This window comes from Flavobacterium sp. KACC 22758, assembly GCF_028736135.1.
Lineage (GTDB): Bacteria > Bacteroidota > Bacteroidia > Flavobacteriales > Flavobacteriaceae > Flavobacterium > Flavobacterium johnsoniae.
Window position 1 is genome coordinate 3364823 of sequence record NZ_CP117878.1, and the last position, 14345, is coordinate 3379167.

8 protein-coding genes are annotated in these 14345 nt (G+C 34.5%); 1 reads left to right on the forward strand and 7 read right to left on the reverse strand.

Annotation, left to right across the window (positions count from 1 at the left end):
• Positions 1-10: 10 nt before the first annotated feature.
• The 5 genes from PQ462_RS14345 to PQ462_RS14365 form a co-directional block, all read right to left on the reverse strand.
• The gene (locus PQ462_RS14345) at positions 11-391 is read right to left on the reverse strand and encodes an STAS/SEC14 domain-containing protein (RefSeq protein ID WP_012026140.1); all 381 of its coding nucleotides are present in this window, start codon (positions 389-391) and stop codon (positions 11-13) included.
• Between the two features lie 408 nt (positions 392-799).
• A complete protein-coding gene (locus tag PQ462_RS14350) occupies positions 800-2566 on the reverse strand; it encodes a RagB/SusD family nutrient uptake outer membrane protein (protein ID WP_121360800.1) in 1767 nt (588 codons plus the stop codon).
• A gap of 3 nt (positions 2567-2569) precedes the next feature.
• Positions 2570-5854, reverse strand: coding sequence for a SusC/RagA family TonB-linked outer membrane protein (locus PQ462_RS14355; RefSeq protein ID WP_274250493.1), 3285 nt, complete (start codon positions 5852-5854; stop codon positions 2570-2572).
• Positions 5855-5926: 72 nt separating this feature from the next.
• Positions 5927-6850: a FecR family protein gene (locus tag PQ462_RS14360; RefSeq protein ID WP_274250494.1), complete on the reverse strand. Its 924-nt coding sequence runs from the start codon at positions 6848-6850 to the stop codon at positions 5927-5929.
• A 157-nt stretch (positions 6851-7007) separates the two neighbouring features.
• Positions 7008-7532, reverse strand: coding sequence for an RNA polymerase sigma-70 factor (locus PQ462_RS14365; protein WP_044047986.1), 525 nt, complete (start codon positions 7530-7532; stop codon positions 7008-7010).
• 267 nt (positions 7533-7799) lie between these two features.
• Between PQ462_RS14365 and PQ462_RS14370 the strand changes: the two genes are divergently transcribed.
• On the forward strand, positions 7800-8849 hold the full coding sequence (locus PQ462_RS14370; protein ID WP_274250495.1) for a phosphatidylinositol-specific phospholipase C1-like protein: 1050 nt from the start codon (positions 7800-7802) through the stop codon (positions 8847-8849).
• A gap of 223 nt (positions 8850-9072) precedes the next feature.
• Here the strand turns inward: PQ462_RS14370 and PQ462_RS14375 are convergent, their stop codons facing one another.
• Positions 9073-10998, reverse strand: coding sequence for a metallophosphoesterase (locus tag PQ462_RS14375; protein ID WP_274250496.1), 1926 nt, complete (start codon positions 10996-10998; stop codon positions 9073-9075).
• Between the two features lie 242 nt (positions 10999-11240).
• A complete protein-coding gene (locus tag PQ462_RS14380; RefSeq protein WP_274250497.1) occupies positions 11241-14114 on the reverse strand; it encodes an RICIN domain-containing protein in 2874 nt (957 codons plus the stop codon).
• Between the last annotated feature and the right edge of the window lie 231 nt (positions 14115-14345).

A 14345-nucleotide genomic window follows, 5' to 3' on the forward strand; every position in this document is an offset into this window, starting at 1 on the left:
GTATCTGATTTTAATTTGCAGGAAGATTAATATTTCCTTCAACCCAGTTTAAAGCTTTATTAAATGCTTCTTTTTTAAAGCCGTGAAACTCTCCTGGAACCACATAACTAAATCCGTTAGTAAAAGAGATAATATCTTCAGAATCGGTTACGATTGCAGCTCTGTTCCATTTTCCCAAATGTTTTAATCCTAAAAGAGCGTCCTGAAGCCATGCTCCTGCTGTAAAATTTTTAATATCGGTATCTAAAACTAATAAAAAATTAATTTCATTGGTTTGTTTTACCAAATGTTCTACTGCAGGTACAACTGCTGTTAAAAAATCGTCTTTTGTTACTTCTGCCAATGCTCTAAAAGCAACAATATTATCGGTAGTGTCAATTTGATGTATCATGATTTTTATTCATTTTGAGTTATTTTTATACAATTTCTGCCGAGACATCGCCAACAATAATTAGTCTGTCTGACAGATCAAATTTAAATATAGATCAACAGATATATCTTATATTTTTATTATCTGTTATTACACAATACCTATCTCTATATTTTTAAAGTAATTCTCTTTGGTCATGGTTTTTCAGGATCATATAATTCTAAAGTCGATTGTTCTAAAAACAGGTACTGCTTTCATAAGAATTTATTATAAATCGCACTAGTAAATTTACTAAAATAAAAAATGTAACACACTGTAATTAAGGCGTTTTATAGAATTATTAACTCAAATCGAGACCAAAAGAAAAAGCCTGTTTCTTCCGAAAACAGGCTTTTTACAAAAAAATAAAAAATAAACTAACACAAAATCTTAATTGTACCCTTGGTTTTGTTGAAACACTTTTTGGTCGATAACAGTTTGAGGAATTGGAAATATTCTTCTAAATGGCTGTGAAGCTGCTTTTGCAGTTCCGGCTAAATCGTATTTTCCAAAACGAATGCTCTGTGGTCTTCTTTGCAATTCCCAATATAATTCGAAACCTAATTCTTTGTACAATTGCTGTGAATCTAAAGATGTAAGGGCTTTTCCAGCAGCGTTTCCGAATAAAGATTCTCTTTTTCTGCTTGTACGCAGTTTGTTTAAATCATCCATTGCAGAACCAGTGTTTCCTTTTCTGAAATAAGCTTCGGCTCTCATTGCGTAAATTCCTCCTAAACGGAATAATGGAATATCAACATTACTGTTTCCGTTTCCTCCTTCGGGGTCAAATTCATATTTAAAAACACGAGCTCCCTGATTAATTTCATTTTGAGCAAAAACAGATTTAGTTGGATCTGAGAATGTTAATGATGGTGTAAAATTCATTCTTGTACCTGTGCTTTTTTCCATATACAATGGAGAAACTTTAATACGGTTTCCTACCATTTCAAGAGAACCAGAAGCTAATAATATCGGTCCGTATTGAAGTCCAGCCTGAATTCCTCTGTTGAAGTGAAACCAAGGTAAATTAGCGCTTTTTGGAACAATATCTGTTGCCGGAACACTTACATCTGTACCGTCATTCATAAACCATGTACCATCAGCATATTGATAATGCTGTTCAAATCTTGGATCATCGTGATTGCCATCCCATGTTGCATAAAACTCAGGAGTTGTACAAGCTGCATTTGTTCCTCTGTTTGCTGCAGATGTTCTTTGGTTACGTTCCATACATACATAAGCAAAGCTGTTAGAACCATTACGGATGTAATCTATCTTTTGAGAAATCGCAAAAATAAGTTCTTTACCATTGTCATTATCTCTGGCAAAGTTTTTAAAATAATCACTTTCTAAACTAAATTTTCCTGAATCGATCAACAATGATGTGTAGTAAATAACACGATCCATATCAGTTCCTCCGCCTGATAATGCCGGTTCATTAAAATTAAAATTTGATGATGCATTGTAACGGTCTTTAAATACCGCACGGTTTAAGTACATTGTAGCTAAGAAACCATAAGCTGCCTGTTTTGTAAATCTTCCGTGGTAAGTTCTCTGCGTTCCAATATCAGCTAAATCCGGAATTAAAGCCTCAACATCGGTAATTAATTTATCGATTTGAGTATCTGCTTTTAAAATTTGTAAAGTCGCTTTAGGATCCATTGGATCTTTGTATGGAGCCTGTCCGTACAAATCCAAAGTAGTATATGTATAAAAAGCCAAAAGTGCTTTTGCTTCTGCAGAAAATAATTTCTTTTCAGGAATTGAACTTTGTTCAGCCGATTGTATAGCTGTTATACAACGTGTAATACCATTTGTTAATAAATCCCAGTTTCCTACAATAATTGCATTACTAGAGCTCCATGTAAATTCGTGCATGTCTCTCCATTTTCCGCCATCTCCCCAGTCACTTCCGCGGGTTGGTAAAATAGCTTCATCTGTAGTATACTCCTGCATAGCAAAAATGGCTCCGTGATCAACGAAAGTTCCGTCACCTAATCTGTCATAAGCGGCAGCCAGTGAACCCGCAGGATCTGAAACTGTATTTCCGGGAATTTCATCTAAAAAGACTTCATCCAGATCAGTACAGCTGTTTAGAAGAAAAATAAAAGAGAATAATGTTAAAACTTTTATGCTTAAAAATGTCTTTGTCTTCATAATTTATAATTTTAAAGTTGCTCCAAAACTGAACGTTCTCGAAGTTGGATAAGCTGCGTAATCAATTCCAATAGATTGGTTACCATCGGTAGCTTTAGGAGTATTTACTAACGGATCAAATCCAGTATAATTTGTAATTGTAATTAGGTTATTTCCTGTTACATAAAGTGTTAAGCCATTAATCCAGTTCAATCCTTTCAAATCAAAATTGTAACCTATACGTGCCGCATTTAATCTTATAAAATCAGACTTTTCTAAGAAAAGTGTAGACAAAATTGGTGAGTTTGCCGGGTTTGCCCCTGACTCATAATATCCTGCTGCAACGTTACGATCTGATGCTAAGTTGTTAATATTTAAAGCATTCAACCCTGTATTGTTCAACAAATAACCGCCTGTTTGTCCAATTATAGAAAATGAGAACGTAAAGTTTTTGTATCTCATATCACTGTTGAAACCGTAATAAAAAGTTGGTAAAGCTCCTTCAATAATAACTCTGTCGCTGTTATCAATTTTACCGTCTCCATTTTGGTCTTTAAATACGTTTGCTCCATTTTGATCAAAACCAGTATGTTCTAACAAATAGAATGAACCTGCTGCATAACCGCTTTTATAAATGTTAGCATTAACACCTGATTGTCCGGGACCAGAAATAGCACCTGTTAAGATTTCTGAAAGCGGCAGGTTTTCGATTTTATTGTTTAATGTTGATCCATTCACATCAACATTCCAGCTGAAATCTTTTCTATCGATGATTTTAGAACCCAGCATAATCTCAATACCTTTATTAACGATTTTACCGTCAATATTTGTCCAGATAAATTTTGTCTGGCTCAAAGGAGTTGAAGGTATATACAAAATAGCATCTGTAGTTGTTTTATTAAAATAGTCTACAGTTCCGTAAAATTTATCATTCCATAAATTAAAATCAAGACCTAGATTGTATTGTGTAACAACTTCCCATTTTAAATCTGGATTTGCTGTTCTCGAAACAGAAACACCATTTACAAGATTCAAATCATTATATAAATAATATCCGTCCGGGCCAGCCAAAGAGTAACTTGCCTTAGTTTGTTTATTTGGTACTTCTTGATTTCCTGTTTGTCCCCAGCTTGCTCTAAGTTTTAGGTTATTGATTGTTTGAGAATCTTTTAGGAAATTTTCATTAGAAATATTCCACCCCAAAGCAAATGAAGGGAAATAACCGTATTTGTTATTATCTCCAAAACGTGTAGAACCATCAGCTCTCATAGAAGCTGTCAATAAGTATTTATTATCAAAACTGTAATTTAATCTTCCAAAATAAGATTGCAATTCGTTTTCCTGAGCATAACCTGTTGTACCAGACTGCGTTCCTGCAAAACCTGGGTTAATAGATGGTTTTACACCTGCTCCCTGCGCAGAAATTCCATCGATACTGAAACTTGTTCCTGATCTTTCAAATTTTTGATAAGAGAATCCGCCAAGAACTTCAAATTTATGCGTATCTAATGCTTTACTATACGTTAGATAATGTTCAATCAATGAATTTTTTGAATCAAGATTGTTTTGAACATATTTACCTTTTGGATTTAAATCAGTAAGGTTTGGATAAATTGTAGTATTTCTTTCTGATGTAGAACGGTCAATACCAAGATTTAATTTATATTCTAATCCGTCGATAATTCTAAAAGAAGCCTCTAAATTTCCAAGAACTCTTAAAGTACGCGTTTGATCTTCAAAAATGCTTAATAAATAAGCCGGATTGTAATGCGCGTTCATGTTAAAGTTCGTGTAATTTCCATTGGCATCAAATACAGAACGAGTTGGATTTGCCATTAAAGTATGAACGATTAATTGTCCGTTAGAACCTCCGTCGTCACTTGTAGGAACTCCGTCGTCTGTAGTCTGGCTGGCAGTAAGATTCATTTTTAGTTTCAAACGTTTGTTATCCAAAAATGATTCAGCAGCGTTAATTCTACCTGAAATACGTTTGAAATTACTATTACGGATAATTCCTTCCTGATCCATTTGTGCCATAGAAGCATAATAGTTTCCGGTTTCAGTTTGTTTAGCAAATGACAATGAATTATTTGTTGTAATTGCCGATCTAAAAATTACATCCTGCCAGTCTGTGTTGCCTCCGTGGTCAAAAGCTGGATCTTTAATTGCATTTCTATATTCACCAGCGTTTAAAACATCTAATTTGTGGGCTACAGTAGAAACTCCCATATAAGAGTCAACTGTAAGTGTTCCTTCTCCTTTAGATCCTTTTTTAGTGGTAACCAAAACAACTCCATTAGATCCTCTCGCACCATAAATAGCTGTTGCAGAAGCATCTTTAAGAACTGTAATCGATTCGATATCGCTTGTATTTAAAAAGTTTAATGGATTTTTTGCAGTTGAACTTCCAAATCCAACATTTGTTCCTGATGGGCTCACATCATCATTAGTCAAAGGCATTCCGTCTACAACAAATAAAGGCGTACTTCCGCTTCTGATAGATCCAACACCTCTAATAGTTACGTTTACTCCTGCTCCCGGCTCACCGCTTGTATTTACTACACGCACACCGGCAACTTTTCCTTGTAATAAATTATCTACAGAAACGTTTACACCTTGCTTAAAATTTGCTGCTTCTAATTGTGTAACAGCTCCGGTAACATCTTTTTTAGATTGTTTTCCGTAACCTACAACTAAAACTTCATTTAATTCTGCTGTGCTTGGCTCTAACTGAATAGTCATAAAAGATGCCTGTGCAGGAAGTGATTTTGTTTTATATCCTACATATGAAACCTCAATAGTTTTTCCATCACCTACAGAAAGTTCAAAAACCCCGTCAAAATCAGTAACTGTTGAGTTTGAAGTACCAGTTTCAATTACGGTTGCTCCCGGAATCGGCACTTTATTTTCGTCAACAATTTTTCCTTTTACTCTAATTTTGTCTGCTGCTTTGGTATTTACCGCTTTTTGAGCAGCCGTTTTTTGAATTAAAACTAATTTCCCGTTAATGTTGTAATTGAAATTAGCTTTTTTAGAAAGATCACTCAAAATTGAGGTAACCGATTCTCCTGTAAAATTTACAGTATATGTTGTATTATCAGCAATTACAGCTTGTCCGTAGCTGAATTTATAATCTGTCTGCTGGCTTAGTTTTGAAAAAATAGAAACAAGAGTTGCTTTTTCTATTTTATTTTCTACTTTTGATTTTTTTAAAGAAATAGTTTTACTAAAACCACTCTCAATGGTTAGTAACGCTAATACTAAAAAGATAAAACTCTTTAGATTTAAATAAGAAGGTTTAAAATACATGATTTAAGTTATTGGTTTTTTACGATACTTAATTATTAATGGCAGTTGTTCTCAGCAGCTGCTTTTTTGTTTTTAATCCACTTTTACTGTTTCGCCATAAACTTTGAATTTTAGGTTGGTTATATAATTTATTTGTTCTAAAACATTCTCTAATGCTGCGTCTTTTTTAATGAATACCGTTAACGGCGTTGCTAATACCTGCTCATTTTTATATTGAAATGAAACTCCGTATTTATATTGTAAAATGGTGATAACCTGTTTTAAAGTAGTCTGGTTCAGTGTTACATCGGTATTGTACCAATTAACCAAAAATGATTTATCTGCCAGTTGTTTTGTTAGTTTTTGAGATTCGAATAAAGCTTCTTCATTTGGCACTAAATCAACGCTGTGACCTTTCGAACTAACATTTACTTTTCCGGTAACGACAATTACTTCGCATTTTGATTTTGACATTTGAATGTGAAATGAAGTTCCTACAACTCTCGTTTTTATTTCACCGGAAGTAATGATAAAAGGGTGTTTTTTGTCTTTAGTTACTTCAAAAAAGGCATTCCCTTTTAAAAGAGTAACTTTTCTTTCGTCTCCTTTAAAATTTTCAGGATACTGAAATGATGAGTTTGCTGCCAGATAAATTTTCGAGCCGTCACTTAATTTGATAGATTTGGGGGTATCTGACGTTTTAAATCCTAATTGCTTTTCGGCTGCAATTGTGGGTTTATAGAAAAATCCTAAACCTGCTAGAAAAAGAATACTGGCAGCTGCCATATATTTTATATAAGGACTGATGGTTTTCTTCTTTGTAATTCGAAGCTGAATTCCATCGTATATATTTTTAGAAACTTCATCAGAATTTCCCATTAAAGCTTCATTCCATTTTACATTTTGGTATTCGCTTAAAGCAAAATTAGTAAGCAGGTTTTCTTCTCCCTGTGAAGTTTTATTTCTTGAACTTTTATCAATTAAATATTCTAAACTATGTTTGATTCTTTTTATCATACTACTTTGTGTAATTTTTTCAACACATAGAAAAACTATGTTTCCATGTGTTTAAAAAAACCAATTCAATTAAAAAGGTTTGTTATTACAAGTAAGTACCAGAATCTTGAAATCGTACTATCGCCAAATATTATGAAAACATCAACAGAAAGTTATCTTAAAAATTTTGTTTAAAAAATACAATTGGAGCCAGCCAGACCAGATCTTTCAAGCCTTCTCGCAATTGTTTTAATGCCGATGAAATTTGGTTTTTCACCGTTTGTTTTGAAATTCCAAGTTCATCTGCAATCTGGTCAATTGACATATCCTGGAATTTGTACATTAATAAAACCTCTTTTCTTTTTTCGGGAAGTTTGTCTAATAAAGAATAAAGTAAATCTGTTACCTCTGGATCAATAGTCGAAAAATTGTCGATAATGTAATCTTCAAATTTGTCTTCCATAATCGTCTTATCAAAACGATTATTCTGGTAATGTTTAAAAATCTGATTTTTTACGGCACGAAATAAATAAGGTTCAATTGCATTGATGTTTAAATCGTCTTTTCGTTCCCATAAATCAATAAATACATCCTGAACAATGTTCTGTGCCAAATCTTTATCCTGAGTCATCGTATAGGAAAAGGCATTGAGTTTCTGCCAGTAGTCTGTATACGTTTGTTCAAAAATTTCAGGATTCTTCATTGGTAATTTGGGTAACATTAAGTATTGTAAAATAATAAAATACAACACCAATATTTTTTGCCTGAAAGTTATCTTTAAATTAAATAATAAATGTTTTTGATGTATAAATACTACTATTTTTGTCTGGAGATGATAATAGTTTTTCGATTTCTTTTTATTAAGCTAACACAAAAGATAAACCACAACTTTACTTTAGTAACACTCTAAAAAAAGCAATTTTCTTTTGCTGCGTCTTCTTAATTCACACATTCTAATTTCATTAAAATCATGAAACAAATTCTGTTTGCATTATTTTTTGCAGGGATACAATTAGGCCACGCACAAAATGATAATTTAAAAATCAACCAAATACAGGTTATTGGTTCACACAATAGTTACCGCCATAATATTGAACCTGATTTGTACAATCTAATTCAGGCAAAAGATACTACACGTTCTCTAAAAGGCCTGCAATACACGCATATTAGTATTACAGATCAGTTAAACAAAGGACTGCGTCAGTTAGAAATTGATGTTCAGGGCGATACTCAAGGCGGAAAATTTGCACACCCAAAAGGTCTTGACCTTGTAAAACCACAAGAAGCTTATGATCCAAACGGTGAAATGAAAAAACCGGGTTTTAAAGTTTTCCATATGATTGATATCGATTTTAGAACTTCTTGCTACACGCTGCACGGCTGTCTTGCAGAACTAAAAAAATGGTCTGATGCAAATCCTGATCACGTTCCGGTTTTTATCACTTTAGAACCAAAAGACGATGACAGCTATTTAGGAACAAAAGCCGAGAAATTTACACCTGAGCTTTTTGATGCTTTAGACAAAGAACTTCGCCAAGGGTTAGGAAATAAACTGATTACTCCTGATATGGTTCGCGGTAAATACAAAACACTGGAAGAAGCCGTTTTAAACAATAACTGGCCAACGCTGAAAAAAGCAAAAGGTAAATTCTTGTTTATTTTGGATAATAACGGAGCAAAAAGAGATTTATATGCTTTAAATCATCCGTCATTAAAAGGACGCGCGGTGTTCATCAACGCAGAACCTGGAAAACCGGAAGCAGCGACTATTTTCAGAAATAATCCGGAAGATGCTTCAATTGCCGATTTAGTTAAAAAAGGCTATATCATAAGAACCAGAGCCGATGCTGATACTAAAGAAGCAAGAGCTAATGATTATACGCATTTTAATGCCGCAAAAGCTTCTGGCGCACAAATCATCACTACTGATTATTATCTGCCAAGTACTTTCTTTAATTCTCCTTATCAAATTGAATATGATGATGGGACTTATGCGAGGGCTAATCCTGTGAATAATTAATTTAACCGCAAAGCACGCAAAGGTTTTTTATCTTAGTTTCTGCTAATAAACGCAAAGTTCGCAAAGCTAAATGTATAAAGCTTTGCAGATTTTGCTGCTTAAATTTGCTCGCAAAGACGCAGAGTCGCAAAGATTATAAAAACTTTGCGACTCTGCGTCTTTGCGAGATTAAAAGAATACTTTGCGTGCTTTGCGTAAACCTTAGCGTTCTTTGCGGTTAAAATTACTTCAAACTTTTAATCTCTCCACTCTTCAAATCAACAGTAAAATGATCTGCCGGAACTTCGTGCATGAATTTGTTAAAGATGATAAGAAATAACTTCATCTGCTTTTGTAGAGGTTTAGAAACTTCCTCTTTGGAATTCTCTAAATACAACTTTGATATAACTTTATAAGCTGCAACACGCTTTTCTCCAACATCAGCAAGAGCCAGTTCATCAGCGCTTCTAAAACGGTAAAAATCGATTAAGAGGTCGTTTCCTGTCCAGTTAAAATCTTCTTTTTGCAGATTGTTTTGAGCTAAAATTTGTTCCGATTTTATTTCGGCTTCGTTCCATTCTTTTTGAAACTGCGATTTATTTTTCAGAATAAAATCAAAATCTTTATCGGATTGAATATTAGCCAAAACCAATAAATCCTTTGCCGAAACATTCAGAATAAAATCTTTGAAAGCTGAAGGCCAGTCATCTGATAAAAACCTTAATCGGACTAATTCCTTTAAATGAAAATCGGTGAAATCGTGGTAATTTTTAGTTTTCAGAATATCGATATTCCAAATATCTTTTGAGTTCTGACTTTGTAAAAACTGATATTCCATTTTATACAAATCAAAAAGTTCGTCAAATCCTTTAACCTCATCAATTGTAATAGTTTGAATATCTACCAGATTATCTTTTTTTATCGTTAATAATTTATAAGCCGGAATATAAGCGGCAAGCGAAGGCGTTTGAATATTAACTAACGTATTTCCTTTTTCTGTCGTGCGTGTTCCTGTATCATTAATATGCATGTGGCCGCCAAAATGAATCTTCAAACCTGCATCGGCAAAAACCTGTGCTACTTCTTCAACCGGAACCCGGTTTAACTGCCATTTATTCGGACCTAATAATTCTTTTATTTCCGCAGAAGCGTCATCATTAAAATCAATCATTGGAAAATGGCTGAAAGCAACCAGCGTTTTACCGCGAAGTCTGGCTTCTGCCGAAATATCCTGAACCCATTTTATAAGATGTTTTTTGTTTGAAAGTACATTATTATAACCTGTACTGGCTTCTGAATAACTTTTAGAATCTTTTGGGTCGCTGTCTGTTTTCTTTGGAATATAAACATTTCCATCAATTGCCATAAGCCACAATCCGTCAATAGGTTCTACAACGTAACTCACGTCCGGAACTTCAAATCCGGGCGCAACATTATAAACTCTTTTATTTAGCTGTGAAGCTTCAACAGCTTTTTTGTAATTGTAGTTTTGTGAATTGTAACCGGCAAAGGGAGTCGACCAGAATTTGTATTTTTTATTTGGATAAAAACCAAAATTCTGCAGATCGTTTGTTATGCCAAAATAACCCATTTTAGCAATATCGGCTGTTATGACAACTGGCTGTTCGATATTCATGTTTGGCTTATACATGCCGTCTTTGCTAAAAATGGGTTGGCTTTTACCTTCCTTACCTAAAAAATCTTCTTTACCGGATTCTTGGGCAAATGGTCCAACCGGATCATGATTTCCGGTGGTTATAAAAAATTCAATACCATATTTTTTTTGGTACTGATCTAAAATTTTCTTCAATCCGCGCACGTGTATCGGCTGTCCGTCATCCGTATAATCGCCCGGAAGTGCAACGTATTTTATCTTTCGTTTTGTAATATCTTCAAGAGCGGCGATGAAGGCAAAATAATTTTCATTGAAAATTCTCGTCGAATGTAACTGCGAGGCCATCGTTCTTATTAACGCATATTTTCCGGTTTTGGTATTTAAAACACCTTTAAAATCATTATCAGAAAACGTACCAAACAAATCCTGAAGGTGTACATCTGATAAAAAAGCAACCTGAACTCCTTCTAAATTCTTTTGGTTTTGGGCTGAAATTGTATAATTGGAAAAAATTATAAAGAGTAAAATTAATCGCGAAGTAAGCTTTAAATTCATAGGTTTTAAACTTTTGCAAAATGGGGAATTCATCAGGCAATTTTATAGATTTAAAGATGAAATGAGTTTATGTTATTGTTATCGAATGATAATGTTTATGGGATTTTTAATGTGTCGAAAATCTATTGTCCCTAAGGACTACACCTTTTTAAAATAAAAAAGGCTGTCATTTCTGACAGCCTTCCATTAAATTAAAACCAAAAATTTAATGTATCTAAACCATTATGGCAAATGGGTTAAGATTATTTTTTAATAAAACGTTTAATTGTTTTCTGCCCGTCTTTTTCTAAAACAATAAAATAAATTCCTTGTTTTAAATTCGAAACGTTCAAACTATTTTCTGCAGCATTTTGAGACCCGATAACTGCTCCCTGAGAATCTATAATATTGATTTTTCCTCCAGTAACATCTGTTGTAAACGATAATACATCTGAAACCGGATTTGGATATATATTTAGGATATTTTCTCCTGTTTTTTCTTCGGCAGAAATTGCTGCAACCGCTGCTGTTGCGGCAGCATTTCCAATTTTAGTAATTCTAATCCAGTTAATGTTCATTCCGGTATTTTGAATGTAGATACCAAAATTGTACGTTCCTGCATTTACGTTTACAGTCTGCGTAACCGTTTGCCAGTTTTGCCATCCGCCTGTGTTTGGAATATCAACATTTCCTAAAATAATAGTTCCTCCATTTAAATCAGATGATAATCTGCCGCCGGTAACACCGCTTGCAACACGATATTCAATTAAATAAGAACCTGTAGTTGGGAAATTAATATTGTTGTATGCCATCCAGTCTCCAGTTTCAGTATAACCAACATTTGAACCTCCTCCAGTATCTGTAGTTGGCTCAACCTGAATACCACTCATGGCAGAATAATCTTCGGCCTGAATTAAAGTAGAAGTTTGAGAGGTTGTTGTAGCTATTAATTTCCATTGTCCGCAAGTCTGGTTGTTGTTATCCCACTGCTGTACAATAGCTCCAGAAGCTGTACTCGCTCCGGCAACCTCAACAATTCTGCCGCTGTGACGTGCTACAATTTTATAAAAACCGTCGCCTGTTGAAACTAAAATAAACTGCTGGTTCGTAGTTCCGTTATACGGATATTGTTCTACACGCGCACCATTGGCCTTATTGAAATTATTGACATCCATTGACTGACCGCTGTGATTGGCAATAATTCTATACATTCCGTCTCCTAAATGAGTAAACGTAAACTTTTGATTATTTCCAGAATTAAGTCCGCCCTGATTTATTCCAGATCCGTTTGAAATGCTTGAATTCCAAACGTCCATGTATAAACCGCTGTTTCTGTTTTGTAAAAAGAAAGTCTGATTTCCTAAAGTTGTTGTTCCGTTTGCAATAACTCTAATCGAACTTACTTTATCATTCCATGTTGTATTTAAACAAGAATTATCAGAATTAATTACAGTTGAAGCGCCCCCAAAATTATCATCCTGATATAAAATAGCCTGATAACCCTGAGTAATTCTAAGTGAAGAAATATCATCATTTAAAACTCCTAAAGAATTTAAACGTGCCAGATTATAATCGCCAATTGTCAATCCGCCTGAGAAACCTGTATAATTACAGTCTTTATAAACCGTAATCACATCGGTTGAAGGACTTATATTTCCTCCCGGCGGAATGGTTCCGGTAATAGAATAACTTCCTATAGAACCATAAGCCGAATAACCGCCGCTTCCGGCATTTCCTGCTCCTGTTCCATCAACTCCAATATAATATTTACCAGCCGGAAGATTAACATTCATAGAAGCATTTAAAGCAAATGGGTCTGAATTCCAATACGTTCCCATTTCTGTTCCTGCCGAATTATATAATCGAATTAATAAGTGCAGATTTCCATCTCTCGAAACGGTATTCGCATTTATAGAAACATTTCCTCCTCCTGTTGTAAAACAGAAAAAATCATAATCGGCTTCACTTGAAATAATTCCGTTTTTCTGATTGATCTGTCCGCTTGAATTGTAATCTAAAGTGGCTGTAGAAGCGATATTGTTTCCGTAATCATCTCCGCGGTATCCTACTCCAAATTTAGCGCTGGCAATAATCGCCACATCATCTTGTTTGTTGTTCGCGTTATTGTATTCGCCTTTACTCCATTGTACAACAGGTCTGTAATAACCTGCACCCATAATAGGCGCCCATGAAGTTCCGTCTAAACCTACGAAATAATCTTCGGCAGGACTTGTGCGCCCATCGTGTCCAAGATCAAAAGTATGTCCTACTTCATGAGAAGAAGCATCTCCACCCGATTTTCCAGATGTGATAAATACCCAGCAAGGCACATCATTATCCCAGTTAAAAGAACCAATATACGCTACTCCTCCTGCGCCCGGAGCTGCAGTATTGGTTGGTGTAACGACAACGCGCATTCTTCTGTTTTTAGGATAAGAATTAAAAACGGCTTCGTTTGTAGTAACGTTTACATTAAACGGACGGTAATCTTCTGAAACTACTTCCCAATGCTGCTGTACTGCTGCATCGTTCATTCCAGAAGGAGCTGCATTAATGGCATTTCCGTTGTTCCAAAGATTCCCTGCCGGCATATAATAACCGTCAAAATCCAGCATAACGCAACCTGCCGCGCCTGGTAAACTTTGTAAATCCAGCAGAGCCGGAGCTATTTCTGCCGCTGCAGCTGTTTTACTTGTTGTATTCTCTTTTGTTGGCAGGTTTTTGTAGTCAATACAAACCAAAGTATTAATGTCTACTTTTTCTACAAATGCATTTCCTTGTGCATCAGAAAAATACTTGTAGGCTTCTTTCGTTTTTTTAAGAAGAATGTGTCCTTCTAATGATTTGTCTTTTACTTTGATGTAAAAAGATGATTCTGCAATGTTTTTAATTTCTCCAATTAAAAATTCACTCGAAGCATTCGACTCTTTGAAGTTTATTTTTCCGTTGAAACTTGTTTTTTCTGCCTGAAGCAAAATTGTTTTGTCAGTACTTTTTGAAGCTGCAGAATTGGTTAATTCTTTCTTTAAGGTGCTCATAAAAGACTTACTCGAACCTAGTGAAGTCTGGGCAGCAACAAAACCGCTGAAAGCCAGAAAGACAAGAAATGTCAAACTGAGTCTGTAATTGTTTTTCATATTTATTTGGGGTAAAAAGGGTTACAATAATATGCGGGTAATTTTTAAACACATAGAAACATAGATTTAAATTTGAAAGAAGGTTATCTAAAAACTAGTTTTTACACATAGTGAAACGTTACAAACTATGATTATTAATGCAAGTGAAACGCCTTTTTTAGAAAAATAAACTATGTTTCTATGTGTTAAAAAAAGCACTATTCTTTCCTGTCGAAACAAAAAAGAGATAGT

Bases quoted from the DNA above. Each gene is read 5' to 3' on its own strand.
- PQ462_RS14345 (WP_012026140.1), bottom strand. From the start codon at position 391: ATGATACATCAAATTGACACTACCGATAATATTGTTGCTTTTAGAGCA.
- PQ462_RS14350 (WP_121360800.1), bottom strand. From the start codon at position 2,566: ATGAAGACAAAGACATTTTTAAGCATAAAAGTTTTAACATTATTCTCT.
- PQ462_RS14355 (WP_274250493.1), bottom strand. From the start codon at position 5,854: ATGTATTTTAAACCTTCTTATTTAAATCTAAAGAGTTTTATCTTTTTA.
- PQ462_RS14360 (WP_274250494.1), bottom strand. From the start codon at position 6,850: ATGATAAAAAGAATCAAACATAGTTTAGAATATTTAATTGATAAAAGT.
- PQ462_RS14365 (WP_044047986.1), bottom strand. From the start codon at position 7,532: ATGAAGAATCCTGAAATTTTTGAACAAACGTATACAGACTACTGGCAG.
- PQ462_RS14370 (WP_274250495.1), top strand. From the start codon at position 7,800: ATGAAACAAATTCTGTTTGCATTATTTTTTGCAGGGATACAATTAGGC.
- PQ462_RS14375 (WP_274250496.1), bottom strand. From the start codon at position 10,998: ATGAATTTAAAGCTTACTTCGCGATTAATTTTACTCTTTATAATTTTT.
- PQ462_RS14380 (WP_274250497.1), bottom strand. From the start codon at position 14,114: ATGAAAAACAATTACAGACTCAGTTTGACATTTCTTGTCTTTCTGGCT.